This window comes from Bradyrhizobium sp. CCBAU 53340 (genome assembly GCF_015291645.1).
Classification (GTDB): domain Bacteria; phylum Pseudomonadota; class Alphaproteobacteria; order Rhizobiales; family Xanthobacteraceae; genus Bradyrhizobium.
On record NZ_CP030055.1, the window covers coordinates 5719434 to 5745129 of the forward strand.

24 protein-coding genes are annotated in these 25696 nt (G+C 64.3%); 3 read left to right on the plus strand and 21 right to left on the minus strand.

The features are described from left to right. Positions 1 to 15: 15 nt before the first annotated feature. Positions 16 to 1239, plus strand: coding sequence for a bifunctional alpha/beta hydrolase/OsmC family protein (locus XH89_RS27010; RefSeq protein ID WP_194463410.1), 1224 nt, complete (start codon positions 16 to 18; stop codon positions 1237 to 1239). Here the strand turns inward: XH89_RS27010 and XH89_RS27015 are convergent. Continuing rightward, positions 1236 to 2666: a PLP-dependent aminotransferase family protein gene (locus XH89_RS27015; RefSeq protein ID WP_194468643.1), complete on the minus strand. Its 1431-nt coding sequence runs from the start codon at positions 2664 to 2666 to the stop codon at positions 1236 to 1238. The genes XH89_RS27010 and XH89_RS27015 overlap by 4 nt on opposite strands. Positions 2667 to 2766: 100 nt before the next feature. On the opposite strand from XH89_RS27015, the gene XH89_RS27020 reads away from it, so the two are divergent. Further along, positions 2767 to 3684 carry a DMT family transporter gene (locus tag XH89_RS27020; protein ID WP_246767629.1) on the plus strand — a complete coding sequence of 306 codons (918 nt, stop codon included), beginning with the start codon at positions 2767 to 2769 and terminating at the stop codon, positions 3682 to 3684. On the opposite strand, the gene XH89_RS27025 is transcribed toward XH89_RS27020, so the two are convergent. The 16 genes from XH89_RS27025 to XH89_RS27100 form a co-directional block, all read right to left on the minus strand. Beyond that, on the minus strand, positions 3663 to 4718 hold the full coding sequence (locus tag XH89_RS27025; RefSeq protein WP_194463412.1) for a YeeE/YedE family protein: 1056 nt from the start codon (positions 4716 to 4718) through the stop codon (positions 3663 to 3665). The genes XH89_RS27020 and XH89_RS27025 overlap by 22 nt on opposite strands. Positions 4719 to 4720: 2 nt before the next feature. Further along, positions 4721 to 5725, minus strand: coding sequence for a zinc-binding alcohol dehydrogenase family protein (locus tag XH89_RS27030; RefSeq protein ID WP_194463413.1), 1005 nt, complete (start codon positions 5723 to 5725; stop codon positions 4721 to 4723). 64 nt (positions 5726 to 5789) lie between these two features. Further along, positions 5790 to 7118, minus strand: a complete 1329-nt coding sequence (gene paaK / locus XH89_RS27035; RefSeq protein WP_194463414.1) for a phenylacetate--CoA ligase PaaK — start codon at positions 7116 to 7118, stop codon at positions 5790 to 5792. Between the two features lie 33 nt (positions 7119 to 7151). Beyond that, positions 7152 to 7601, minus strand: a complete 450-nt coding sequence (paaI, locus tag XH89_RS27040) for a hydroxyphenylacetyl-CoA thioesterase PaaI (protein ID WP_194463415.1) — start codon at positions 7599 to 7601, stop codon at positions 7152 to 7154. 101 nt (positions 7602 to 7702) lie between these two features. Next, a complete protein-coding gene (gene paaE, locus XH89_RS27045; protein ID WP_194463416.1) occupies positions 7703 to 8785 on the minus strand; it encodes a 1,2-phenylacetyl-CoA epoxidase subunit PaaE in 1083 nt (360 codons plus the stop codon). A gap of 131 nt (positions 8786 to 8916) precedes the next feature. Further along, a complete protein-coding gene (paaD, locus tag XH89_RS27050) occupies positions 8917 to 9420 on the minus strand; it encodes a 1,2-phenylacetyl-CoA epoxidase subunit PaaD (RefSeq protein WP_194463417.1) in 504 nt (167 codons plus the stop codon). Beyond that, positions 9414 to 10190, minus strand: a complete 777-nt coding sequence (gene paaC, locus XH89_RS27055; RefSeq protein ID WP_194463418.1) for a 1,2-phenylacetyl-CoA epoxidase subunit PaaC — start codon at positions 10188 to 10190, stop codon at positions 9414 to 9416. Before paaC ends, paaD begins: the two co-directional genes overlap by 7 nt. Continuing rightward, positions 10190 to 10477 carry a 1,2-phenylacetyl-CoA epoxidase subunit PaaB gene (gene paaB / locus XH89_RS27060; RefSeq protein WP_008136594.1) on the minus strand — a complete coding sequence of 96 codons (288 nt, stop codon included), beginning with the start codon at positions 10475 to 10477 and terminating at the stop codon, positions 10190 to 10192. The genes paaC and paaB overlap by 1 nt, the downstream gene beginning before the upstream one ends. A 10-nt stretch (positions 10478 to 10487) precedes the next feature. Next, positions 10488 to 11480, minus strand: coding sequence for a 1,2-phenylacetyl-CoA epoxidase subunit PaaA (gene paaA / locus XH89_RS27065; protein ID WP_194463419.1), 993 nt, complete (start codon positions 11478 to 11480; stop codon positions 10488 to 10490). Between the two features lie 77 nt (positions 11481 to 11557). Continuing rightward, a complete protein-coding gene (gene paaX, locus XH89_RS27070) occupies positions 11558 to 12424 on the minus strand; it encodes a phenylacetic acid degradation operon negative regulatory protein PaaX (RefSeq protein WP_194463420.1) in 867 nt (288 codons plus the stop codon). Positions 12425 to 12702: 278 nt separating this feature from the next. After that, positions 12703 to 13473 (minus strand): triacylglycerol lipase, encoded by a 771-nt coding sequence (locus XH89_RS27075; RefSeq protein ID WP_194463421.1) that lies wholly within the window; start codon positions 13471 to 13473, stop codon positions 12703 to 12705. Positions 13474 to 13674: 201 nt separating this feature from the next. Beyond that, positions 13675 to 14961 carry a DUF445 domain-containing protein gene (locus tag XH89_RS27080; protein ID WP_194463422.1) on the minus strand — a complete coding sequence of 429 codons (1287 nt, stop codon included), beginning with the start codon at positions 14959 to 14961 and terminating at the stop codon, positions 13675 to 13677. A 186-nt stretch (positions 14962 to 15147) separates the two neighbouring features. Continuing rightward, complete coding sequence (locus XH89_RS27085; RefSeq protein ID WP_194463423.1) at positions 15148 to 15603, minus strand: phasin; 456 nt, start codon at positions 15601 to 15603, stop codon at positions 15148 to 15150. Between the two features lie 255 nt (positions 15604 to 15858). Continuing rightward, positions 15859 to 16452, minus strand: coding sequence for a GNAT family N-acetyltransferase (locus XH89_RS27090; RefSeq protein ID WP_194463424.1), 594 nt, complete (start codon positions 16450 to 16452; stop codon positions 15859 to 15861). After that, positions 16449 to 17531: an alpha/beta hydrolase gene (locus XH89_RS27095; RefSeq protein ID WP_194463425.1), complete on the minus strand. Its 1083-nt coding sequence runs from the start codon at positions 17529 to 17531 to the stop codon at positions 16449 to 16451. Before XH89_RS27095 ends, XH89_RS27090 begins: the two co-directional genes overlap by 4 nt. Then, the gene (locus XH89_RS27100; protein WP_194463426.1) at positions 17528 to 17908 is read right to left on the minus strand and encodes a hypothetical protein; all 381 of its coding nucleotides are present in this window, start codon (positions 17906 to 17908) and stop codon (positions 17528 to 17530) included. Before XH89_RS27100 ends, XH89_RS27095 begins: the two co-directional genes overlap by 4 nt. A gap of 130 nt (positions 17909 to 18038) precedes the next feature. Here XH89_RS27100 and XH89_RS27105 point away from each other — a divergent pair, with 130 nt between their 5' ends. Further along, complete coding sequence (locus tag XH89_RS27105; RefSeq protein WP_194463427.1) at positions 18039 to 18998, plus strand: alpha/beta fold hydrolase; 960 nt, start codon at positions 18039 to 18041, stop codon at positions 18996 to 18998. Here XH89_RS27105 and XH89_RS27110 read toward each other — a convergent pair. The 4 genes from XH89_RS27110 to XH89_RS27125 form a co-directional block, all read right to left on the minus strand. After that, positions 18995 to 19669 (minus strand): spermidine synthase, encoded by a 675-nt coding sequence (locus XH89_RS27110; RefSeq protein WP_194463428.1) that lies wholly within the window; start codon positions 19667 to 19669, stop codon positions 18995 to 18997. The genes XH89_RS27105 and XH89_RS27110 overlap by 4 nt on opposite strands. A gap of 30 nt (positions 19670 to 19699) precedes the next feature. Further along, positions 19700 to 22933, minus strand: a complete 3234-nt coding sequence (locus XH89_RS27115; RefSeq protein WP_194463429.1) for a bifunctional cytochrome P450/NADPH--P450 reductase — start codon at positions 22931 to 22933, stop codon at positions 19700 to 19702. 149 nt (positions 22934 to 23082) lie between these two features. Beyond that, positions 23083 to 24078: an alpha/beta fold hydrolase gene (locus tag XH89_RS27120; protein WP_194463430.1), complete on the minus strand. Its 996-nt coding sequence runs from the start codon at positions 24076 to 24078 to the stop codon at positions 23083 to 23085. A 23-nt stretch (positions 24079 to 24101) separates the two neighbouring features. Then, entirely contained in the window at positions 24102 to 25652 is a 1551-nt protein-coding gene (locus XH89_RS27125) for a wax ester/triacylglycerol synthase family O-acyltransferase (RefSeq protein ID WP_194463431.1), read from the minus strand. Positions 25653 to 25696 lie beyond the last annotated feature (44 nt).

Below are 25696 nucleotides of genomic sequence, written 5' to 3' on the forward strand. Positions count from 1 at the left end.
ACAAGGGGGAGCCCCATGCGGACAGAACGCTTCCAATTCACGGGTGAAGGCGGTCATCAGCTCGCAGCCGCGCTGGAGCTGCCGGACGGCGAGCCCGCAGCCTATGCGCTGTTTGCGCATTGCTTCACCTGCGGCAAGGACACGCTGGCGGCCAAACGCATCTCGGTGGCGCTTGCTGCGAGGGGCATTGCGGTGCTGCGCTTTGACTTCACCGGGCTCGGCTCCAGCGAGGGCGATTTTGCCAACTCGACATTTTCCTCCAATGTCGCCGATCTCGTCCGCGCGGCCGATCATCTGCGCGCAACGCGCAAGGCGCCATCGCTGCTGATCGGCCACAGCCTCGGCGGCGCGGCGATCCTCGCCGCAGCCGGCAAGATTCCGGAAGCCACGGCGGTCGCAACCATCGCGGCTCCCTCCGATCCCGCTCACGTCACCGGTTTGTTCAAGGAGCATATCGAGAACATCCGCACACAGGGTGAAGTCGAAGTCCTGCTCGCAGGGCGTCCGTTCCGGATCAAGCGCGAATTCCTCGATGACATCGCCGAGCATGAACTGATGAAGGACATCACCGGCCTGCACAAGGCGCTGCTGATCATGCAGTCGCCGATGGACGACACCGTCGGCATCGACAACGCCACCAGGATCTTCGTGTCGGCAAAGCACCCGAAGAGCTTCGTCTCGCTCGACCAGGCCGACCATCTGCTGAGCAAGGCGGCCGACACCCTCTACGTGGCCGACGTGATCGCGACCTGGGCGAGCCGCTACATCGACACGGCACAGCCCGGCAAAGCGATGGATCTTGCCGAGGAAGCGCGAAAGGTCGTGGTCCAGGAGACCCGCAAGAGCAAGTTCGACCAGACCATCACCGTCGGCCCGCATCGTCTGGTCGCGGATGAGCCGGTCGCGGCCGGCGGCGAAGATGCCGGCCCCGGCCCCTACGATTTCCTGCTGGCCGGCCTGGGGGCCTGCACCTCCATGACCATGCGCCTCTATGCCGACCGCAAATCGTTGCCGCTCGACCGCGTCACCGTCACGCTGAAGCATTCCAAGATCCACGCCACGGACTGCGCGGAGTGCGAGACGCGCGAGGGCATGCTCGACCAGATCGATCGCGACATCGCGATGGATGGCGCGCTCGATGCCGAGCAGCGCAAGAAGCTGATGGAAATTGCCGACAAATGCCCGGTCCACCGGACGCTGACCTCGGAGATCCGCATCGTGACCAAGGCCGTGGACTAGAAGCACGACGCCATCGTCCGCACCGCCGCGCTGATTTCGCTCTCCCGCCAGGCCGCAAAGCCGAGCAGCAGGCCATGATCGCGCGGCCGGGCAAGGGCCAGACTGGACAGGGCCCGCGTTTCGACGCCCGCAGCTACCAGCCGCTCGACCGCCGCCTGATCGGCCCGGCCTCGCTTGAGGCGAGCAACGAGCTGGATCCCACCCGATGGCACCTCGACCGACATCACCTCGCCGAGATGACGCTCCAGTCCTTCGACCAGGTGATCGCGCCGCGCATGGTAGAGCCGGCGCATCCGGCGCAGATGCGCGAGGAAATGTCCGTCGGCGATGAACTCGGCGAGCGCCTCCTGAATGTGGCTGGAAGCGATCAAGCCGATGTGGCGCTGCGCGATCTCGAACGTGCCGACCAGCGCCGGAGGCACGACAAGATAGCCGAGCCGGATATCCGACGTCATCGCCTTCGAAAAGGTGCCGACATAGAGCACACGACCATGGCCGTCCAAGCCCTGCAGGGCCGGCACGGGTCGGCTGTCGTAGTGGAATTCGCCGTCGTAATCGTCCTCGACGATCCAGGTCTTGCCGGGCCGGCTGAACCGCAGAAATTCGGTGCGACGCGCAAGCGACATCAGCCGCCCGGTCGGATGCTGGTGCGACGGCGTCATGAAGATGAGCTTCGGCGCGGCCAATCCAGGCATCCGCTGCATGCCCTGCTCGTCCAGCCTGATGCCGGTCACGCGCGCACCGGATGCGCGAAAGGCGGCTGCGGCGCCGGGATAACAGGGATCCTCGACCCAGACCGCATCGCCTTTCGAGATGAGAACGGCTGCGATCAGCGTCAGTGCGGCCTGCGCGCTCGGCAGGATCATGATCTGGTCCGCCGTGGCGCGAACGCCCCTGCTGGTCGCCAGGTAATGCGCCAGCGCCTCACGCAGGCGCGCGCGGTTGACCGGACCAAGCTCGCGTTTGGCAGCGCGCACGGCGCTGCGGCGCAGGCAGCGCGCCCAGACCTCGTTCGGAAACTCGCGTGCATCGCCATGCCCCGGACGCAACGGCTTGAGCGGCGCCTGATAGGACATCGGCCAGTCAGCCTGCTTGAGCTTCGAGGCCCAGGGCGACAGCCGCGGCCTGGCAGAGTTGACGTTCGAAGCGAGGCCGCCAGCGGCTGCAACGCGCTCTCCACCGTCGACCGTCGCCACAGGACGGCGTCCGTGTGACGCGTCGAGATATCCCTCCGCGGCAAGCTGCTCGAAAGCATAGGTGACGGTGTTGCGCGAGACGCCGAGATCGCTGGCAAGCCGCCGGCTCGACGGCAGCGCGCGGCCTTTGCCGATACGACCGGTCGCGATCAGGCTGCGAAGCTGGCTCGTCAATTGCGACACCAGCCCGTCATCGCCGGCCCGGTCGAGCTCGATCAGCGCAGAAATCATCGCTTCGGAAACTGGCACCTTATTCCTTTCCGATCTGGCACTTTTTTAGGTGCCAATCGCGATGCTATCCACAGCGATGGAATGCTTCAAGGACCTTGCGATGGACTCGTCCCTTTCTCCCCGCACAGCGGTTGGCCTTTTCCTCATCGTCGTGCTCGCCTGGGGCGTGAACTGGTCGGTGACGAAGCAGCTCGTCCAGTTCCTGCCGCCGCTGTGGACTGCCGCCATCCGCAGCTGGATCGCGCTGGCCGGATTGTTCGCAATCCTCGGTCTCAGCAAAAACCTGGTGATCCCGGAGCGGCGCGACATTCCCGTGGTCCTGAGCGTGGCGCTGCTGCACATGACGCTGTTCTCGGTCCTGGTTGCGACCGGCGTGCGCTTCCTGCCCGCGAGCAAGGCCATCGTGCTCGGCTACACCACGCCGCTCTGGGTCGCGATCGCCGCACCTTTGCTGGGACAGGATACGCTGACCGCGCCAAAGCTCGCCGGCGCATTGCTCGGACTGATCGGCCTTGCCGTGATCCTGAACCCAACGTCGATTGACTGGACCAATGTGAACGTCGTGGTCGGCGCCGGCATGGTGATCCTGGCTGCGATCTCCTGGGCCGTGAACATCATCTATATCCGCGCGCACCGGTGGATTGCATCTCCGCTCCAGCTCCTGATCTGGCAGGTGCTGGTCGCGACCATCGTGCTGACAGGGTCGGCGCTGATCGCGGATGGTCTACCGCACGCGAAATGGTCGTGGCGGCTGGCTCTGCTGTTCCTCTATTCCGGCCTGATCGGGACAGCGCTGGCCTATTGGGCGATGTCGATGGTCAACAAGAGCATCTCGGCGCTGACGACATCGCTCGGCACAACGGGAACGCCGCTGGTCGGCATCGCTGCCGCCGCTGTCCTGCTGGGTGAACCGATCGACAAGAGCCTTGTCATCGCGGCCGGGCTGATTGTGACCGGCATCGGCCTTGCGACGCTAGGCGATCGGCTCGTGCGTCGTCAGGCCACCGCGAGCGGCTGAACCCGCAACGCGCCGCGCAGGCCTGCCGCCGTGCCGAGCAGGATGCCGGCGACCGCGATGAACGAGCCCAGCGCAAGCGTCGAGATGCCCGTGAGTCCCTGCCCGATCGAGCAGCCGAACGCCATCACGCCGCCGATTCCCATCAGCGCCGCGCCACCGGCCGAGCGCAGCATGTGTCGCGGCGAGGAATAGCCTTCGAGGTGAAAGCGGCCGGTCGCGAGCGCAGTCAGCAGGCTGCCGGCAAACACACCGGCAACGGTTGCGATACCGAAATTGAGCGTCAGGCCGGTCGAGAGCATCGCATATTGCAGGCTATCGGCGATCGGCGCGATGAAGGTCAGCGAGGCCACCGGGATGGGATTGAAATCGTCGGCACCGAGATAGCCGGTGACGTACCAGCCACCGGCGACGAGCAGACCGATGATGGCGCCGGCCGCGATCTGGCCCGGCGAGCGGCGGAACGCCGGATGCGCGAAGGCAAACAGGAGCAGCGCGATGACAATCGCGGCTGCGGCCAACGCGCGCGCCATCGCACCAGCTGGACCGAGCGTCGCCAGCAGCGACGGCAACGAATTCGCGTTCACAGTCATTTGCGATGCCTGGACCAGCGCAATACGCGCCGGTGCGATCAGGCCCTTGAGCGTCATCTGCGCGGCGATGGCCAGCACGATCACGACGACGAAGGAACGGAGATTGCCGCGCCCGAGCAGCACCAGCGCGCGCGAGCCGCAACCGTTCGACAGCACCATGCCGTAGCCGAACAGCAGCCCGCCCAGGAACAGCACCGGCGCCGAAAACGTCTGTTGCAGATAGATCGACTTGCCGAGATCGACCATCCCCTCGCCGGCGAGGAACTGGCTGGCCGCGACCGCAACCGCAACCGCCAGCGCATAGCTCCGCACCAGCCGCCCGTCGCCCTCCGCCAGCCAGCCGCGCAGGCTGCTCATCAGGCAGAAGCCGCTGAGCAGGCCGACAACGCCGTAAACCAGGCCAATGACGAGGCCGGCGAGGATGACGAGTTGGGTGGATTCCATGATTACGGCTTCAGGATCACGCGGTCGCGCGACGAGCCGGCGACCGCCGCATAGGCGTCCTTCGCGCGCTCCAGCGGATAGATCGCACTCGCCTTGATCGGAAACGGCTTCAAATGGCCGCTCGCAAAGCCCGGCCCGAGATCGCGCAACACCGCGGCGGTTGCGGCAGACGACAGGCCGAGCGTGTCGATGCCGACATAGGTGTGCTGTCCGCGATAGAATTCGAGGATGTTGAACTGCACGATGCGGTCGATCGCCGCGATCAGGATCTGCCGACCGCGAAGGGCCAGCGACTTGTGCGCCGCCTGAAAGTAGGGATCGCCGACGGTGTTGAAGACGATGTCGGCGCCCTTGCCGCCGGTCAGTTCCCGCACGCGTGTGGCGACATCGACGGCGGATGCGTCGATCACCTCGATGGGCGCATTGCTGTGGCCCTCATAGGCCTCGGCCTTGCGTACAACGCCGATGACGCGCGCGCCCTGCCAGGTCGCAATCTGCACCGCAGCCTGGCCGACCTTGCCGTTGACGCCGAACACCAGCACCGTTTCGCCGGCCTTTGGAATGCCCGCACGGCGAAAACCTTCCATGGCGGTGACGAAGGGCACGCCGATGCCGGCGGCCTCCTCCCAGGACACTGTCTTAGGCTTCTCCACCACGGCATCGGTTTCGACGACGAGATGGCTCGCGTGGGTGCCGTCGCGGCGGATGCCGAGATCGCCTGAAGAGCCGAACACCTCGCGGCCGATCATGCCGACGGGGCCGTCGATCACCACACCGGCGTAATCGCGGCCCGGCGTGCGCGGGAACACGGCATAGGGCATCAGCCCGGTCGCCGCCTTGACGTCGGAGGGATTGACGGAAGCGGCCTTCACCTCGATCAGCAGATCGTTCGGGCCACGCGCGAGCGTGTGACGCTCGACATCAGGCGCGAGCGCAGCCGCGTTTTCCGCCTTGGCATTGAGGCGAACGCAGCGCGCTTCGACAGTTTTGGGATCGGCTGGCGACATGGAAAGACCCGGGATTTCTCGCGGGCCTTGTCGCCTTTGGAGCCAGTCAAGTCAATCCGTCAGATCAGTCCTTGGGCCGCTTGTCGTAGAGCCGCTTGGCCTTGCCGAGCGAGCGCTCCAGCGTGGCTGGCGCGACCACCTGGACCCTGGAGCTGACGCCGATCGTGTTCTTGATGTGGGTCGAGATCCGGTCGGCATGGTCGACAAGGCCTCGGCCGTCCCAGCTTTCGGGCCGCGCCTCGGCGATGATGGTTAGCTCGTCCATGCGGCCTTCGCGGGTCAGCTCCAGGATGAAGTGGCCGCCGCACCAGTCGGTCGCGAGTAGCACCTCCTCGATCTGGGTCGGAAACAGATTGACGCCGCGCAGGATGATCATGTCGTCGGAGCGGCCCGTCACCTTTTCCATGCGCCGCATGCCTGGCCGGGCGGTGCCCGGCAGCAGCCGCGTCAGATCGCGGGTGCGATAGCGGATCACAGGGAAAGCTTCCTTGGTCAGCGAGGTGAACACCAGCTCGCCCTTCTCACCGTCAGGCAGCACCGCGCCGGTCTCGGGGTCGATCACTTCAGGATAGAAATGGTCTTCCCAGATGTGCAACCCGTCCTTGGTCTCGATGCATTCCTGCGCGACGCCGGGGCCGATCACCTCGGACAGGCCGTAGATGTCGGTTGCGTCCATGTCGAAGGCGTCCTCGATCTCGCTGCGCATCGCGTTGGTCCAGGGCTCGGCGCCGAAGATGCCGACCTTGAGCGAGCACTGGCGCGGGTCGAGCTTCTGGCGCTTGAACTCGTCGAGGATCGCCAGCATGTAGCTCGGCGTCACCGTGATGATGTCAGGCCGGAAGTCGTTGATGAGCTGCACCTGCCGCTCGGTCATGCCGCCGGAGATCGGAACAACCGTGCAGCCGAGCTTCTCGGCGCCGTAGTGCACACCGAGCCCACCGGTGAACAGGCCATAGCCGTAGGCGTTGTGGATGATCATGCCGGTGCGGCCGCCGGCGGCACGGATCGAGCGCGCCATCACCTGCGACCAAGTGTCGATGTCGGCTTGCGTATAGCCGACGACGATCGGCTTGCCGGTCGTGCCCGAAGACGCATGCACGCGCACCAGCTTTTCGCGCGGCACGGCGAACATGTTGAAGGGATAATTGTCGCGGAGATCCGTCTTCACCGTGAACGGAAACTTTGCGAGATCGGAAAGCTCGCGGAAGTCGGACGGGTGCACACCGGCCTGGTCGAAAGCCCGGCGATAGTGCGCGACGTTGTCGTAGGTGTGCTTCAGCGACCAGGCCAGCCGCTGCGTCTGCAGCGCCATGATCTCGTCGCGTGACGCGCGTTCATGCGCGTCCATCTCGGCCTTATAGACGTGACCTTCCTTCAGCTTCGTCGAAGCCATCAGCATTTCCCCACATTGATTTGTTCTTCTCTTTTATTGGTCTTGCGCCGGCAACCACGTGCCAGGAATGACACGTGAATGCCCGCGGAATTCCGCGATGACGGTGTCGCCTGCGCTCACGCGCACGTCATAGATGCCGGAGCGGCCGCCGCGGCTAACCTCCCGCGCCTCCGCGACAAGGCGATCGCCGAGCCTGCCCGGCTTGATGAAGGTGATCTGCCCCTGCGCGGCCACCACGCGCTCGTTGTGCGAGTTGCAGGCGAACGCGAAGGCGGAATCGGCGAGCGTGAAGATGAAGCCGCCATGGGCGATGCGCTGGCCATTGACCATGTCTGGCCGCACCGTCATGGCGAGCGTCGCAAAGCCCGGGCCGATTTCGACGATCTCCATCCCGAGACCTTTGGAGGCATCGTCCTCCGCCCACATCGCATCGGCGCAAGCACGGGCGATATCTTCAGACGACAAGGCGGCTTTGACGTTCACGCGTTTCTCCCGGCCAATTGTTTGCACAAGATGTTCTGCCGCTTGGCTCAAGCTGTCAAATAATGCGACGCATTTGCATTGTCGGGCACTGATACGCCTGATCAGACATGGTCGTAATCGACCACGACCCGCTCCGAGGACGGCTTGGCCTGGCAGGTCAGGACGAAGCCGGCCTTGAGCTCCCACGGTTCCAGCGAATAGTTGATATCCATCGGCGCTTCGCCCTCGACCAGCTTGGCACGGCAGGTCGAGCACATCCCGCCCTTGCAGGCGAAAGGCAGATCGACGCCGGCGCGCAGCGCAGCATCGAGGATCGCCTCGTCCTCGGCGACCGGCACGTCGCGGCGCTTGCCGTCGATGATCAGGGAGGCGATCGCCTTCGGCGGCGCATCGGGTGCCACAATCTTTTTCGGTCGCGGCTTGCCACCGAATTCGGAGACGAAGCGCTCGACGTGAATGCGATCATCGGCAATGCCGAGCTCGCGGCAGGTCGCCTCGATCTCCTCACTCATGCCCAATGGACCACAGATGAAAACATGATCGACGCTTCCCGCTGGCACCAGCGAGCGCAGCAGCAGCCTCACCTTGTCGCTGTCGAGTCGGCCATGCAGGATCGGGATATCCTGCTCTTCGCCCGAGATGACGTGGAAGATCGAGAGGCGATCGATGAAGCGATCCTTCAGCTCCTCGAGCGCCTCCAGGAACATGATGTTGTCGGTCGCGCGGTTGCCGTAGAACAGGAAGAAGCGGCTGTCCGGCTCGCGCGCCAGCACGCCCTTGACGATCGACAGGATCGGCGTGATGCCGGAGCCCGCGGCAAAGCCGACATGAATGCGCCCGGCCTCGGCCGGAGGGACCACGCCAAAACGGCCCGTCGGCGTCATCACGTCGAGCTCGTCGCCGCGCTTCAGCTCATCGGCCGCCCAGCTCGAAAACGCGCCGCCATCGACCTTCTTGACCGCGATGCGGATCTCACCGTCATCGGGTCCGGAACAGATCGAATAGGAGCGGCGCACCTCCTCGCCATCGAGCGTGGTGCGGAGCGTGAGATACTGGCCGGGCGTGAAGGCGTAATCGCCGGCAAGCTCGCCCGGGATAGCAAAGGTCATCGAAATGGCGTCCGACGCCTCGCGGCGGAGGTCGTTGACGGCCAGGCGGTGAAAGCGCGGTGCGGCTGCTGACATTACGGATACCCTAGATTTGAGCCACGGCCGTCATTGCCAGCGAAGCGAAGCAATCCAGAATTCCACCGCAGAGACAGTCTGGATTGCTTCGCTGCGCTCGCAATGACGATGGGGTTGGCATCGTGCCTCTCTCAGTGACACTTGAAATAGTCGAACGGTTCGCGGCAAGACTTGCAGCGCCAGAGCGCCTTGCAGGAGGTCGAGCCGAATTCGGACAGCAGCTCGCTCTTGCCAGAGCCGCATTGCGGACACGTCACCATCTGTTCGCCAAATAGCGCGCGGCGCGAGTGTGAAGATTGCGGCGGCGCGATGCCATAAGCGCGCAGCTTCTGGCGGCCTTCCTCGCTCATCCAGTCCGTGGTCCAGGCCGGCGACAGCACGGTCCGCACTTTTGGTCCGCGGAATCCCGCACGTTCCAGCGCGATCTCGATTTCGAGCGCGATCATGTTCATGGCCGGGCAGCCCGAATAGGTCGGCGTGATCGCGACCTCGACATGGTCGCCGTCGACGGTGACATCGCGCAGCACGCCGAGATCGGCGATGGTCAACACGGGGATCTCGGGGTCGACCACGCTCGCCGCGGCGTCCCAGGCGCGCTGGCGCAGCTCGCTGTCGCGCTCCAGCACCGTCACCATGTCTGCCCCGGGAAGGTGCGCTGCATCGATTGCAGCTCGGACAGGAGATGGCCGAGATGCTCGCTGTGGCGACCGGCGCGGCCGCCCTGCTGCATCCAGTTGTTCTCAGGCAGTCGAAGCGTTGCTTCGCTGACGACATCGGAGAGCGTCGTCAGCCAGCGGCCGCGCAAGGTGCCGGGATCGACGGCGATACCGGCATAGATCAGCGCGCGCTCGCCGTCATCGGCGGCGAACATCTCGCCGGTGAAGGCCCAGAGATGATCGATCGCGGCTTGCGCGCGGGCGTGGCTTTCGTCGGTGCCGTCACCAAGCCGGATGATCCATTCCGAGGCATGGTGCAGATGATAGGCGCTCTCCTTCTCCGACTTCGCGGCGATGGCAGCGAGCGTCGTATCGCGCGAATTCACCATCGCGCGCCAATAGAGATCGGCGAAGGCGGAATAGAAGAACTGCCGCACCAGGGTCTGGGCGAAATCGCCATTGGGCTGCTCAACCAGCAGCAGATTGCGGTACTGCCTGACGTCGCGCAAATAAGCGAGCTTGTCCTCGTCGTTATCCCCGCCTTCGGCCTTGGCGGCGTAGCTGTAGAGCTCGCGGGCCTGGCCGATGAGGTCGAGCGCGATGTTGGAGAGCGCCATATCCTCTTCCAGCATCGGCGCGTGCCCGCACCATTCCGACAGCCGATGGCCGAGGATCAGCGCATCGTCGGCGCGACGCAGGGCGTAGAGCACCAGTGGCGTTTCGGAGACCTGGATGTTGGCGGCAACCATCACATGTGTCCCACTTCTTCCGGCACCTCATAAAAGGTCGGATGCCGGTAGATCTTCGATTCCGCCGGCTCGAACATCATGCCCTTCTCGGCGGGATCGCTCGCGGTGATCGCAGTGGACGGCACGACCCAGATCGAGAGGCCCTCGCCACGGCGGGTGTAGATGTCGCGGGCCGCCTGCAGCGCCATCGTCGCATCGCTCGCGTGCAGCGAGCCGACATGCTTGTGCGCGAGCCCGTTGCGGCTGCGAATGAAGACTTCCCACAGCGGCGTGTTCGGCGTGGCCATATTGATCTCCCTATTCCGCAGCTTGGGCGGTCTGACGCTGCGCGCGCTTGGCCGCATAGGCGGCGGCGGCTTCGCGCACCCAGGCGCCCTCATTGTGCGCCTTGCGGCGCGCGGCCATGCGGTCGCGGTTACACGGGCCGTTGCCGGCGAGCACCTGCTTGAACTCGGTCCAGTCGATCTCGCTGTAGCGCCAGTGCCCATCGGCATCCTGGGTCATGCCGGGATCGGGAATGGAAAGGCCGAGATATTGCGCCTGCGGCACGGTCGCATCGACGAATTTCTGGCGCAGCTCGTCATTGGAGAAGCGCTTGATCTTCCATTTCGTCGAGGTGTCGCTGTGCTGGCTGGTCGCATCAGGCGGACCGAACATCATCAGCACCGGCCACCACCACCTGTTCAGCGCATCCTGCGCCATCGCCTTCTGCTCATCCGAGCCGCGGCACAGCGTCACCATGATCTCGTAGCCCTGGCGCTGGTGGAACGACTCTTCCTTGCAGACGCGGATCATCGCGCGCGCATAAGGTCCGTAAGAGCAGCGGCACAGCGGGATCTGGTTCATGATCGCAGCGCCGTCGACCAGCCAGCCGATGGTGCCGATGTCAGCCCAGGTCAGCGTCGGATAATTGAAGATCGAGGAGTACTTTGCTTTCCCCGCGAGCATGGCGTCGACCAGCTCTTCGCGTGAGCTGCCGAGCGTTTCGGCGGCGGCATAAAGGTAGAGCCCGTGGCCGCACTCGTCCTGCACCTTGGCCAGCAGCGCGGCCTTGCGGCGCAAGGTCGGCGCGCGCGTGATCCAGTTGCCCTCGGGCAGCATGCCGACGATTTCGGAATGGGCGTGCTGGGAGATCTGACGGGTGAGCGTCTTGCGATAGGCCGCCGGCATCCAGTCATTCGGCTCGATGCGCTCCTCGGCATCGATGCGGGCCTGGAACTGCGCGGCTCGGCCTGCGTCCTCGAGACCGCGGTCGTCGGTCTCGGCCGTGTTCAGCGCCTGGGTATACATGCGCAATCCTCCCCGTTTGTTGGGAGGCAATATATAACAAAAATTACGTCATGCAAGATATTTCTGTAACATGTAGATCAAGCCTCGAACCTCCTTTCCAGGAGCTTTCGCGCCGGCGGCAGCGGGCCTTTCTCATTGGTCCCATGGCCATCAAGCCATTGTTCCGATGGAGCAAGCAGCGCACGATAGATTTCGCCGCAGAGCGTGCGGGCCGCCCTGCCCGGCCAGTCTGCCGACAACAGGCTTTCGGGCAGCAGCGGATCGCGCAGCACGACACGGCGGTAATAGTGGATCAGCAGGATGCGCGCCGTGAAGGCGTCGGCCTCGGACAGATCCGTGCCGCGCGCGAGTGCGGCGCGCAGCGGCTCAAATGTCTTGATAAATTTCAGATAGGCATCCGCCGTGCGCTCCAGCGGCCAGCTCGCGCTGAGCAGGCGACGGCCGCTGTCATCCTCAGCCGAGACCTCGAGGCGGATCGCGCCTGCCGCCTCTTCCGGCACCGGCACGCCTGATGGCGCCACCCACACGCCCGGCAGCGGGCTGCCGAAGCCGGCGTTGCGCAGCGCCTCGCGCGAAGCATCACGATCTTCGCCATTGCCGATCAGGAGCAGCTCGAAGCGGCCGGTCCAGTTCGACGGCGGCGGATCATAGATGTGGCGCGTCGCGGCTTCGAACGTCTCGCGGCCTTTCTCGGCGAGGCGATAAAAGCTGTTGCGGCCGACCTTCTCGCGCGTCAGCCAGCCATCGGCAGCAAGACGTGACATCGCCGTGCGCACCACGCTGCCATCGATGTCGAGGCGCTCGAAGAATTCCAGCAGCGTACCGAGCCACACCGAACCGCCGCGCGGCACGATGGCATCACCGAACATGGTGATGACGATGGAGCCAGTGCGTGACGGCTCACGCTTGAGCTGATCGATAATGCGAGAGAGCGGATGCGCCATGCGCGAGGCATAGCGCGTTTGGTGCAGCCGCGACAATGGACGGAAGCGACGCTTCCTCTTCTCCCACTCCCCTGGTCGCACGCCTCGTCCTTCGAGACGACCGCTTCGCGGTCTCCTCAGGATGAGGCTAAACGGGCATCGGCGCCCGCTAAAACAGCTGCCACACACTCAGGCCTCATCCTGAGGGCCCGCCAGAGGCGGGCGTCTCGAAGGATGTGCCACAGGGGAGCCGTTCTCAAAAGCGATTGTCCTGCCGCAGGCGGGGAGAGGCGACGCGACTACCGATGCGGATCGGGATAGGCGAGGCTGCGCCAGCCGCTGCGGTCGAAGGGGCGCCACTGGCCCTCCTTCTGCGCGAGGCGGTCGGCCACCGCATAGACGACGGCGGGATGGTGGCCCATGCCGCAATGGCTGCTCTCGACCTCGATGCTCTCGGTCTGCAGGCCCGTCTTCTCCATGCAGCCCTGCCAGGCGCAGACGCCGTCGGTGCGGCTGAAGATGGCGGTGGTCGGCACCGGCGGCGGCACCGCGAGTTCGCCACCGAAGCGCGGGTCAACTTCGTCGGACTTCCGTCCGCTCGCCCATTCATAGACGCGCCAGGCATTGGTCGACCGGGGATGGCCGGCAAAGGGGCTGCCGAGCGTGATCACCTGGCGCACGCGCTCCGGCATCATCTTGGCGAGTTGGCGTGCATAGAGACCACCGAGGCTCCAGCCGACCAGGCTGATCTTGCGGCCGTGCTTGTCGCTCAGCTCCTCGACCAGATCGACCATCGCATGCTGCACGCCCTCACGCAGGCCGTAATTGCGGCCCTGGCGCCAGCCGCTCACCGCATAGCCCTTGCTGGTGAGAAAGCTGCGCAGCGCGCGCGTGGACACGTCGGAGGCCACAAGGCCCGGCAGCACCAGCACCGGATGCCCGTCGCCGCGCGGCGCGAGGCTCAGCAGCGGCAGCGCGCCGAGGAATGCGCCGAACTCGTGGATCGCGCGCCCTTCCAGAAACATCAGAGTACGGGACGGCGGACGCAGCGTCTGGGCAGTAGCGGTCATCAATGGATCCCCTTGGAAGAATTCCCGAAGAGCCCGCCGGCTGCGATGCCGGCAATGGGCATGAATTCCAATACGCCGGCTTCTTGATCGTTCCGCAGCGCAACATGAATCAGCTAGGCGGCCGGTTCCACGCATTCAAGCGGGAGAGACGCGAGGCGACAATAGGCCCGCGCGTTAATGCTGACGGGCGTGACGCAAAAGTCACAACAATCGGAGCAGGAATTCTACGGAGTAGAGCGCCAATCCCGCCAGTCCACCGATCAGCGAGCCGTTGAAGCGGATGTATTGCAGGTCGCGGCCGATGTTGATTTCGATCAGCGAAATCAGCTGCGCCATGTCCCATGCCTTGACCTGGTCGGAGATGAAGGTCGAGACGCCGCTCTTCTGGTCGGCGACGAAGCTGCGCAGCACCGTCACCAGACCCTGGTTGATCTCGCCGCGCAGCTCGGCATCGCCGGCGAGTGCATCGCCCGCCGAAACGAACATGCCAGCGAGATGATGCTGCAGCACCTGCGTCTCACCTGATGCGCTGCGTTCGATGAAGGAGCGCGTGTTGGCCCAGACGGTGCGGGCGAGATCGGCAAGCTCGGGCCGCGCCAGGAAATCGCGCTTCAAGCCGTCGATGCGGTCGATATAGGCCTGGTCGGTGCCGAGCCGATCGACGAAGCTGAGCACCATACGATCGAACTCGCCGCGGAACGGATGCTTGGGATCGCTGCGCACCTCGTTGAAGAAAGCCGTTGCCGACGAGACGATCTTGTTCACCAGAAACTTGTCGGCGCGATAGAGGTTGAGCAGCGTCGGCAACTCCGCGCGCACCTTGTCGCGGATCATCGCCATGGTCTCTTTCTGGGTCAGCGTCTCGTGCATCACGCGCAGCAGATCGTCGAACAGGATCTGGTGCCGCCCCTCCGCGACGAAGCCGCGCAGCGTGCCGGCCGCGAGTGGCGCGAGGTCGATCGCCTGGATTTGTGTCGACATGCGGCGGATGATGAAGGTCATCAGGCCGGAGCTTTCCGTCGCGGACACGGCCTCCGGCAATAGCCGCAGAGCAAAGCGCGCAAGATCATCGCTGCGCTTGCGGTCGCGCAGCCAGTCGGCGACGAAGGAGCCGAAATCGATCTCCTTCAGCTTGGCCTCGACGGGGCCGGCCTCGAGGAAATGGACCTGGATGAACTCGCCGAGCTTGTCGGCGATGCGGGCCTGATTGCTCTGGATGATCGCGGTATGCGGTATCGGCAGGCCAAGCGGCCGCTTGAACAGCGCGACCACGGCATACCAGTCGGCGAGCCCGCCGATGGTCGCGGCTTCCGCGAAGGCGGCAATGAAGCCGAACACGGGATGCACCGGCAGCAACCATTTTGCGACGACGAACAGTGCCAATGTCGACGCCAGCACCAGCGTCGCCAGCGCTTTGACGCGGCGCAGCTCGACCGCGCGTTCGGCATCGCCGGGGGAATCGAAGGAGAAGGTGGCGGGTGCGTTCATGGCTGCATCACAGTACTCGTCATTGCGAGCGAAGCGAAGCAATCCAGTCTGCCTCCGTAGAAAGACTCCGGATTGCTTCGTCGCAAGGGCTCCTCGCAATGACGACGGAGACGATCACGACGGCAGCGCAAACAAAAGGCCCGCCGAAGCGGGCCTCAAATTTCAGTTTGGTCTTAAGGAGCCAGATCAGGCGGTCTTGTTGTAGACCTTGGCAAAGTTGTCCTGAGCGGACTTGGCACCATTGGCGGCGAGCTTGCCGAGATAGTCGGCGGTCGCCTTGGTACGCGAGACGAACGCTTCGCCGCGGGCGCGGAGCAGGCTCGACTGGATCTCGACGGCTTCGCTGAACGACTTGGCGGACGCGAGCTTGTCGATACCCGAGAAGAACGCCTCGGCGTCCTCGTAGATCGCCTGCTGGATGTTGCGGCTGATCTTGCCGGCTTCAGTGACGGACTCGGTCACCGCGTTCTCGACGGCGGCGGTCACGCGCTCGGAGCCAGCGAACACCTCGGCAGCACGGTCCTTGGCGGTGTTGGCGGTCTTCTTGACGAATTCGCGGGCAGCCTCGGGAACTTCCAGGTTCTGGATGTTCTTGAAAGCGTCTTTGAAGCCCTCGAAGGCGGTGTTGGTTTCGGTGGTCATGGGGTTCTCTCCATCCTCATCGGGTTGAGCTATGGGCTCACCCCGTCCTCGATGGCCCGGGGCACGGCTTATATGGCACAGTTAATTGTGCGATGCAATATTCATGTTGCACCGCGATATCACGAAATCGTGAACAGCCTTAATGAGAGGCAATCGGTTGCCTTCCTGGCCCGCCGCCTACTGTGCATGGGCTTGTTTTCCGGTTTTTGGTCGCCGGCTAGCGCGACGGCGCTTTTTAGTGCTGGACGGCGTTCTTTAGTGCTGGACGGCGCCTGGCAGCCCATAGGCCTCCATCTGGGCCTGGACCTGCGCGATGTTGTGGCCGAGCACGACGATGTCGTGGGTCTTGCCATCGACATCCCGGACATGGTCCCGGAGTAGAGCCTCGGCCTTGAAGCCGAGGCTCTCGAACAGCGCGATCGCCGCCTGCTGGTCGACCGTCATCTGGACCGAGAGCTTCTCCAGCCCAGCCCCCAGCGCGAGCGCAAAGGTCTCCTGCGACAGCGCCTTCCCCACCCCCTTCCCGCGCACGTCCTGCGACACCACCATGCGGATCTCGCCGACATGGGGCGACCAGGAATGCGGGTCGCGCACCAGGGTGCCGCAGCCGACGACCTTGCCGTCTTTCACCGCGAGCAGGCTTTGAATGGCGCCGCGCTCGATCTCCTTCACCCAGGCGGAGAGCACCTTCGGCTCGCTGATGTTGCGCGGCAGGAACAAGAGGTCATGGGTCGGCAGGCCCTTGCCGAAGGCGAGCACAGCCGCTTCGTCGGCAGGCGACATCAGGCGGATTTCGATATCGCCGGCGTCGGTCTTGACGTGGCGCGGATAGGAACGCTGCTCACTCATGTCGATCTTGTCCCCAGCCAGGAATCCAGTTTCGGCCACAGTCGTTTTATTGCGTTGGCGCCGGCGACCAGTGAGACGTGACCGCCTTTCAGCATCACCTCTTCCTTGTCCGCCGAGCCGATCTTGGCGATCAGATGTTTGGCCGCATCATAGGGCACGATGTGATCGTGCTCGGCGACCGCATGCAGGATCGGCACCTTGATGCTCGCGAGCTTCGCTGGCCGCCCACCGACCGACATGGTGTCGTCGTAGAGCTTGTTGTCCCACATCAGGTCCTTGGTGATGGTGCGGAAATACTCGCCCGCCAGCGGCAGCGTGTCGGTCGCCCAGCGGTCGAACATCCGGTAGGATTTCACGAACTCATCGTTCCAGATGTTTTCCCAGAGCTGGATCTGGCTGACCGTGCGCGAGGCCGGACGCAGCATCTCGAATGACGACAGGATCATCTCCGGCGGCACGTTGCCGACGCTGTCGACGAGGCGGTCGACGTCGAAATAGCGGCGGTCGGAGAAGTTCGAGAACAGCTTCATCTCGCGAAAGTCGATCGGTGTGGTGAAGCAGATCAAATTCTTCATCGGCCCGTCCGGGAAGATCGAGCCGTAGAGCAGCGACAATACGCCACCGAAGCAATAGCCGATCACGGAGACGTCCTGCTCGCCGGAATCGGCCTGCACGCGGCGGACGCAATCCGGGATGAAATCGAGGACATAGTCCTCCATGCGCAGGCTCTTCTCCTCCGGCCGCGGCGCGCTCCAGTCCAGCATGTAGACGTCGTAGCCGCGCCGGAGCAGGAACTCGATGAAACTCTGGCCCGGCACGAGGTCGAGGATGTAGCCGCGATTGGTGGTCGCCATCACGATCAGCACCGGCACGCGGTAGACCTCGTCCGACATCGGCCGGTAGTGATAGAGGCTCATCGTGCCGCGCGAATGCAGCACGTCCTTCGGAGTCGATCCGAGCGTGGGACCCGAGGTCGAGAAATATTCGACGCCCTTGATGCTGCGCTGGATGGCGCGCTGCACCTCGGCCTGGATGCGCTCCGGGATTGCTGCGAAATCGAGTCCCGTCGGCGCGTTCATTTTGGCCCTCCGCCTTCGGACGGCGGACGTTTGGTGCGCGGCGGCCGCGGTGCGGCATCGATCGGCGATCCGCTTGAGGCCGCCGACATCTGGCTCAGCATCGACTTGATCTCGCCAATCTGCCCCTCGATGGCTTGCAGGCGCTCGGCGATGCCGGTCATCTGCTCGCGGCTCGGCAGGTTCATCGAGAGCAAGTATTTCTCCATGAGATCGCCGAACTGCTTCTGAGCACCCGCAGCAGCGCCGCCGGCGCGATTCATGGCCTGCGAGAATTCGGGCGTCTCCATCGCCTTGGTGGCGAAGGAGTTGAAGCCCTTCTCCATCTCGCCAACCATCTTCTGCCACAGGGCGACAGGGTCGGTGATCTTGTCGGTCATCGGCGTCCTCCAGGTCACGAGGGCTTCCTGCGCCCTTCTTTTGTCGCCATACCACACCGTTGCGACGGGCCGGTCAACGGCTAAGCGACAGGGCGATGTCGCACGCACGGCTTCTTTGCGGCGGCAAACCATGCGATACAATTCCGGCCTGCCACAGGGGAACAATCCGGTGAACGCTTCCGCCCATCAGCCGCCGCAGACCGTCCGCGCCAACGGCATCGACATCTGCTACGAGATCTTCGGCAACGACAATGCCGAGCCGCTGCTGCTGATCATGGGGCTCGGCGCGCAGATGATCCATTGGGACGATGCGTTCTGCGAGCAGCTCGCCGCCCGCGGCTTTCGCGTGATCCGTTTCGACAATCGCGACATCGGCAAGTCGAGCCACCTCACCGGTGGCAAGCGCCTGACGCCGCTCGAGCTGATGAAGCTGCGCTTCCTCAGGATTCCGGTCGCCGCGACGTACAAGCTGATCGACATGGCCAAGGACACGGTCGGCCTGATGGATGCACTCGGCATCAAGTCGGCGCACCTGGTCGGCGCCTCTATGGGCGGCATGATCGCGCAGGAGGCGACGCTGTCGTTCCCGCAGCGCGTACGGTCGCTGACCTCGATCATGTCGACGACAGGCAATCCGCGTGTGCCGCCGCCGACACGCGAGGCCGCAGCGATGCTGATGGCACCGCCACCGCGCAGCAAGGAGGAGTTCATCACCCGCTACGGCCAGACTTGGAAGGTGCTGCGTGCCGGGTCATTTCCGGAAGAAGAGGCGCTCGATCCTGGCCGCGCGGAGCGCGTCTTCGCCCGCGGGCTCAATCCGGCCGGCGTCGGCCGGCAGCTCCGTGCCGTGCTGGCCTCCGGCAACCGCAAGGAACGGCTGCATGCCGTAAAGACGCCGACGCTGGTGATCCACGGCACGGTCGATCCGCTGGTGCGTCCAGAGGGCGGCAAGGACACCGCGGAGTCAATTCCGGGCGCAAAGCTGTTGATGATCGAGGGCATGGGCCACGCGCTGCCGGCGCGGTTCTGGCCGGAGATTATTGGCGCCATCGACGCGCATGCGCACGGCGCCGCCGCGCAGGCTGCTTAAGCCTTCTTCGCGATCCAGATCACGTGACGCGCGCCGCCGCCTCTGCCGGTTGCGCGGACGTTGACCTCGTTGACGTCGAAGCCGGCACGGCCGAGACGCTTGGCAAAGGCGGGGTTCGGTCCCGACGACCAGACAGCGAGCACGCCGCCGGGCCGTAGCGCCGCCTTCGCGGCCGCCAATCCGCTCGCACTGTAGAGCGCATCGTTGCCCTTTCGCGTCAGCCCTTCCGGCCCGTTGTCGACATCGAGCAGAATGGCGTCGAAGGCCGAACTCTTCGCCCGGACGATCTCGCCGACGTCGATTTCCCGGATGCTCACCCTGGCGTCTTCGAGACTGTCGCCGAAGACCTCCGCCATCGGCCCGCGCGCCCACGCCACCACCGCCGGCACCAATTCAGAGACCACGATCTTTGCCTTGCTTCCGAGCACGGCGAGCGCCGCGCGCAGCGTAAAGCCCATGCCTAGGCCACCGATCAGAACGGCAGGCTTTGTTACTTTCTCGATCTGTTTCGCCGCCAGCGTTGCGAGCGCGGCTTCGGAGCCCGACAGGCGGTTGTTCATCAGCTCGTTGGTGCCGAGCTTGATCGAAAACTCCTTGCCCCGCCGCATCAGGCGGAGCTCCTCATCGGAGCCGGGGATTTTGGCGGTGTCGATTTTTTCCCAGGGAATCATGCCTGACGTTTAGCACGATTGGGCTGGCGGTCACCCGCCGGCCCAGACGTCCAGCACATAGCGGTTCTTCGTACCCATCTCATCGATCCAGCGGGCGCCCGCGGCAGCATCGCTACCGCTCTTCTCGCGGTAGATCGCAACGAGCGCCGCCTTCACATCGGGCTCCATCCTGCTGCCGTCGCCGCAGACATAGATGATCGCGCCCTGCTCGATCAACGGCCAGACCTTGTCCTTCTGCGCGGCGAGCACGTGCTGCACATAGGTCTTCGGTCCCTCCGCCCGCGAGAACGCGGTGAACAGCTCGGTGATGCCGCTTGCAGCCAGCGCCTTCAGCTCCTCCGCATAGAGGAAGTCCTGGTCGGGATGGCGGCAGCCGAAGAACAGCATGGATGGTCCAAGGTTGGCGCCCTTGGCCTTGCGCGCGGCGCGCTCCTGGAGGAAGCCGCGGAACGGCGCGAGCCCCGTGCCCGGGCCGATCATGATGATCGGCACGGATGGATCGTCGGGCAGCCGGAAGCCGGCCTTGGTCTCGCGGACAGTCGCGTAGACCGTATCGCCCGCGCGCCGGTTGGCGAGATAGTTCGAGCAGATGCCCTTGTAGGTGCCGCGCCCCGAGGCCGCCGGTCCTTCGACCACGCCGACGGTGACGCTGCAACGCGCTGGATCGACCGACGGCGAGGACGAGATCGAGTAATAGCGCGGCGCCAGCAGCGAGAGCATTTCCAGATAGACGTGGAATGGCAGTTCGCAGGCCGGATATTCGAGCAGCAGATCGAACACCGATTTGCGCTTGCCCAAGATCTCGGTCCGGTAGCGCTCGAGCGGCTCAGGCTCCTCGCCGACAAAGGCCAGCAGCTTCGGCTTGGTGACCGGGCAGCGGGTGTGCTCGGCCATGGTCTGGATCTGCTTCCGCGTGGCCACCTGCTGCAACTCGACGAACTCGCTGAGCAGCCGTCCGACCGACACGGCATTGCCGACCGGCAATTGCGCACGGCGGCCTTCGGCCACCTGAAGCCTGATCTGGTCGGCCGGCAGGAAGCCGAAGCGGCGGGCGACGGAATCCACCAGCGTCGGATCGTTGCGCGGAACGATGCTCAAGTGATCCCCGACGCGGTAGGTGATGTTGGTCGGCAGCTGCACCTCGATATGGCGTGTCGAGCGCTCCGACGGATTGGCACCTGACTTGTTCTGAAGCTCGTCATTGGCCAGCACCTTCATCGCGACAGCGCCGCCCTGGGCAACGATGGTGTTGACGGCGGTCACCGCAACCGGCTCGATCGCGTAGAGCGGATCATCTTCCGCAGTACGGGTGAAATTCCAGTCGATGCCGAATTCCTTGGTCGCGACCTGAGCAGCCGCCGGGAACCATTTCTGGAACTGGCCGTCGAGATCGCTGCGCGCATCTCCCTCGCCGCGCGGATAGACCGCCCGCGCACCATGCGCCGACAATTGCTCGTCGATGAAGCGGGGTACGGATTGATAGGTCGCGGCCCAGTCGCTGTTGCCGCAGCCGAACACGGCATAGCGCACGCCGGCGAAGGCATCCTTCGGCAGATCCTCGCCGAGCCATTTTACGAATTGCGTCGCATTGTCGGGTGGGGCGCCGTTGTAGGAGGCGCAGATGATCAGCACGCCTCCCTCCTGTGGCAGCTTGCCGACGTAGTCGTCGAGCGGCCCGAGATGCACGGCAAAGCCGTTGATCTCGGCAAGATCAGCCATACGCGTGGCAAGCTCCTCTGCGGTGCCGAGATTGGAGCCGTAGAGCACCAGCATCGGTGTGTTGTGACCGGGCCGCGTGGTCGGCTGGCGCTGCGTCTTTGGCGCCGCAGCCGCTGCAACAGGCCCGCCATAGGCGCCGCGCTCGCGATCGGCGCGCGGACGAACCTTGATCTTGAAGCCCTCCGGCTTCATCGTCAGCGTTTCCTTCAGGTGCATCTGATAGCGCTGATGGTCGATCAGCTTGAAGCGCTGCAGGATCATACCGAGCGCAAGTGCCGCCTCGTGCATGGCAAAGCCGCGACCGATGCAGGCGCGCTGGCCGTTGCCGAACGGCTTCCAGGCATTGATCGGCCGCTTGGCCTCGGCTTCCTTGCTGAAGTTTTCGGGATCGAACGCATCGGGATTGGGTCCCCAGACGCTGGGATCGCGATGCAGTGCAGTCACCAGGATCGTGATGAACGTGCCTTTCCTGAGCTTGTACTTGCCACCGCCAATGGTCTCGTCGCTCAGCGGCGAGATGCCATAGGCGGGCGCCGGCGGCCACAGCCGCAGCGCCTCCTTCAGGATCTGCGTGATGTAGGTGAGCTGCGTCACCTGCTGATAGGTCGGCCTGGCGTTGACGTCGGGGCCGAAGACGCGGTCGACCTCGTCATAGGCTTTCTTGAGAATGTCCGGCTGCTTAAGCAGCGCGTAGAGCGTGTAGGACAACAGGCCGCTGGTGGTCTCATGCCCCGCGATCAGAAACGTGTTGATCTGGTAGCGTATGTTGACGTCGTCGAGCTGCTCGCCGGTCGACCGGTCGACGCCGGTCATCATCGCAGCGAGCATGTCCTTCTTGTCGTCGATGCCTTCGGCGCTCTTGCGGCGTTCGGCGATGATCTCGTCGACCATCTTGTTCATGAAGGCGACGTCCTCGCCGAGCGTTTTCCGCCGCTTCTGCATCCAGAGCTGCTCGAACGGCAGGCCGCGCGTCATCATGATGGTTTCGAGCGAGCGCACCAGCGACTCGACGAAGGGATGGTAATCGCGCCGGTAGAACGAGTTGAAGCGGTAGTCGAAACCGCAAAGGCCGATCGTGTCCAACGTCAGCGCCGTCATGTCGTGAACGACATCGATCTCGTCGTCGGCGTTCAGACGCTCCCATTTCTGAACGAGCTGCTCGGCGATATCGACCATGCTCGGATGGTAGGACTGCATGGCGCGATTGCCGAAGGGCTGCAGCAGGATGTTGTGCGCCTTGCTCCAGTTCGGCTCCTTGGTGTCAGCCGTGAACAGGCCGTCGCCGCCGACCGCACGCACGCGCCGCAGCGCGCCGCGCACCGTCTTGTCGAAGCGCTTCTCGTCAGAGAGCTCGTCGACGAGATCGTGGCCGGAGACGACGACGATCGGCGAGCCCATCATGTCGAGCCAGAAGATCGGGCCGAGCTCCTTGGCAAGCCGCGTCAGGTGCTGCACGGGAGCGGCCGAATCCAGTGACAGCATGTTGCCGACCACCGGCTTGGTCGGCGGCTGCGGAATCGGGTCCAGACGGTTCTTCGATGACATTAAAAGTGCTTCCCCCTGCCTCGATCGTCAACGTCGTCATTGCGAGGAACTCGCGACAAAATTGCGAAGCAATTTTGCGCTGAAGCGACGAAGCAATCCAGACCGTCTCCGCGGATGCATTCCTTGATCGCTTCGCTCGCGATGACGGATTAGCCAAACCGCCTTCTACGCCATTCGATCAAGATGGCGCTGACCTCTTCCGGCTTTTCCTGCTGCGTCCAATGGCCGCTGTCCTTCACCAGATATTTCTCGAGGTCTGCCACCAGTCTCTCCATGCCGTCGGCCGCCGACGGCGGCAGCACCGCATCGTTCTCGGCCATGATCATCAGCGACGGCACGGTGATGTGGTGATCCAGCCCCTTCGAGCGCTCCCAATTGCGGGTGAAATTGCGGTACCAGTTGATGCCGCCCGTGAAGCCGGTCTTGGTGAAGGTATCGACGAAGACTTTCTTCTCGTCTGCGGACAAGATCGGCGTGCGCGGATCGACCTTGGCGTCATAGGCCGCGATCATCTGGGGGAAGGCCAGATTGGTCTTTGATGAGGCGCCGACGCCGGCGATCGGCTCCTCTCCCGATTTCTCTGCCGGCCGCGGCAGCGGCTTGCGCATGAAGGCATCAAACGTCTGCTCGACGCGGCTACCGAAAATCCTGTCCGGCTCGCGCGCGGGATCCTGGAACTGGACGATGTACATCTGGTCGCCGAAGCGCTGGCGGAACAGCGCAATCGGATCCATCGGCGCACGGTCCCAATGCGGCGTGTTGACGCCAACGACGCCGGCAACGCGCGCAGGATGCCGCAGCGGCATCTGCCAGACAACGAAGCCGCCCCAATCGTGGCCGACGAAGATCGCCTTCTCGATGTTGAGATGATCGAGCAACCCGACGAGATCGCCGGTCAGGTGCTCCATGTCATAGGCCTCGACCGCCTCAGGCCGGTCGGTTGCGCCATAGCCGCGCTGATCGGGCGCGATCACGCGGATGCCGGCTTCGCTCAGGGCCTTGATCTGGTGGCGCCAGGAGAAGGCGAGTTCGGGCCAGCCATGGCACAAGACAACCGGCGGCTTGTCGGTCACAGGGCCCGCCTCGTAATAGCCCATGCGGATTCCGTTCGTCTGCGCGAACTTGAGCGGCGGCATTTCGATCATTACAAAAATCCTGACCAGCTTCCCTATTCGGCCGCGCCCTTGATGTCAGACGCGGGCGGCGCATAGGCCGCTTCGAGTGCGGCAAACTCCTCCGGCAGCATGTCGCACATCACCTGCACATGCGGGATGATGTTTGCGCCGACGATGAAGCCGAAATCGAGCTGGTCCCGATAGCTCTGCACCGTGATGTTGAGCGCCTGCCCGTGGGTCGAGATCGACACCGGGAAGGTGTGCAGTAGCTCGGCACCGGCCGCGTAGAGCGTCTGCCGCGGCCCCGGCACGTTGGACACAGTGATATTGGCGGCCGGCGGCAGCACATCCGACAGATTGGAGCGGCTGTAGAGCAGCGCCAGGATCTGCACCATGATCGGCGCGCCCAGCATCGAAATGTTGGAAACCTGCGGCATCAGGGCACGCAAAGGATGCGACATCTCCTTGGACTTGGTCGATTGCGCGATAATGGCCTCAAGCCGCGCTTTGGGATCTTCGACATTGGTAGCGATCGAGCAGATCATGCCGAACACCTGGTTGTTGGCCTCGGTGTTGCCCTCCTCGCGCAGCGAGATCGGCACGGCCGCGGTCAGGGATTTCGCGGGTAGCGTGCCATATTGCAGGAGGTAGCGGCGGACCACGCCGGAGGCGAGCGCCAACACGACGTCGTTGAGCTTGCCGCCGGCCTGTTTGGCCAGCGCCTTGGCGCGCGACAGTGAGATCGACACGCCGGCAAAGCTGCGCTCCGACGAGATCGTCTTGTTGAGCATGGTCGGCGGCGACACCATGCTGGCGAGGCTTTCGCGCGATTTGGGATCGGCGACCTTGCCGAGCACGTCGGACACGCTTTTGAGCACGGTCGGGATGTTACCGGCAAAGCGCACCGCGCTCTCGATCTGGTACATCGCATTGTCGAACAGGATCGAGCCGATGTCGCTCTTGCCGGTGCGCGGCAGTTGCAAATTCCTGGCGGCCTGCGAAGCGTCAAGTGGCTGAGAGAAGAGCTGCTGATACGAATCGAGCAGGTTCGCGGCGATGTCGCGCGGCTCCTGCCCGGGCTTCGAACCAGCCGTCGGCGGATCGACTTTGCGCGGAATTGGCGAGACGTCGTAGATCATGCTGGTCAGGGCCGCACCGGCACCACCGTCGATGGCGGCATGGTGCATCTTGGAATAGAGCCCGACCTCGTTGTCCTTCATGCCCTCGAACACGTAGAACTCCCAGAGCGGGCGGGCACGGTTCAGGAGCTTGGCGTGCATCCAGCCGACGATGCGCTCGAGCGTGGCGCGGTCGCGCGGGGCCGGCAGGCTGGCGCGGAAGATGTGACGGTCGATGTCGAACTGGTCGTCCTCGACCCAGGTCGGATGATCGATGTCGAGCGGCGCCTTCTCCAGGCGCGCTTTGAGGATCGGCGCGATGTGCAGCCGCGAGACGATCATCGCCTTGAAGTCTTCGAAGAAGTCGCCCTTGTAGTCGTCAGGCAGGCGAAAGATCGCCATGCTGCCGACATGCATCGGCATCTCAGGCGTTTCCAGATAGAGAAATGACGCGTCCAGCGACGACAGTTTCTTACCGTCAGCCATAGTTCCCTCCACTCATATTCGACTGGCGCCTTGCTGGCGCTTCT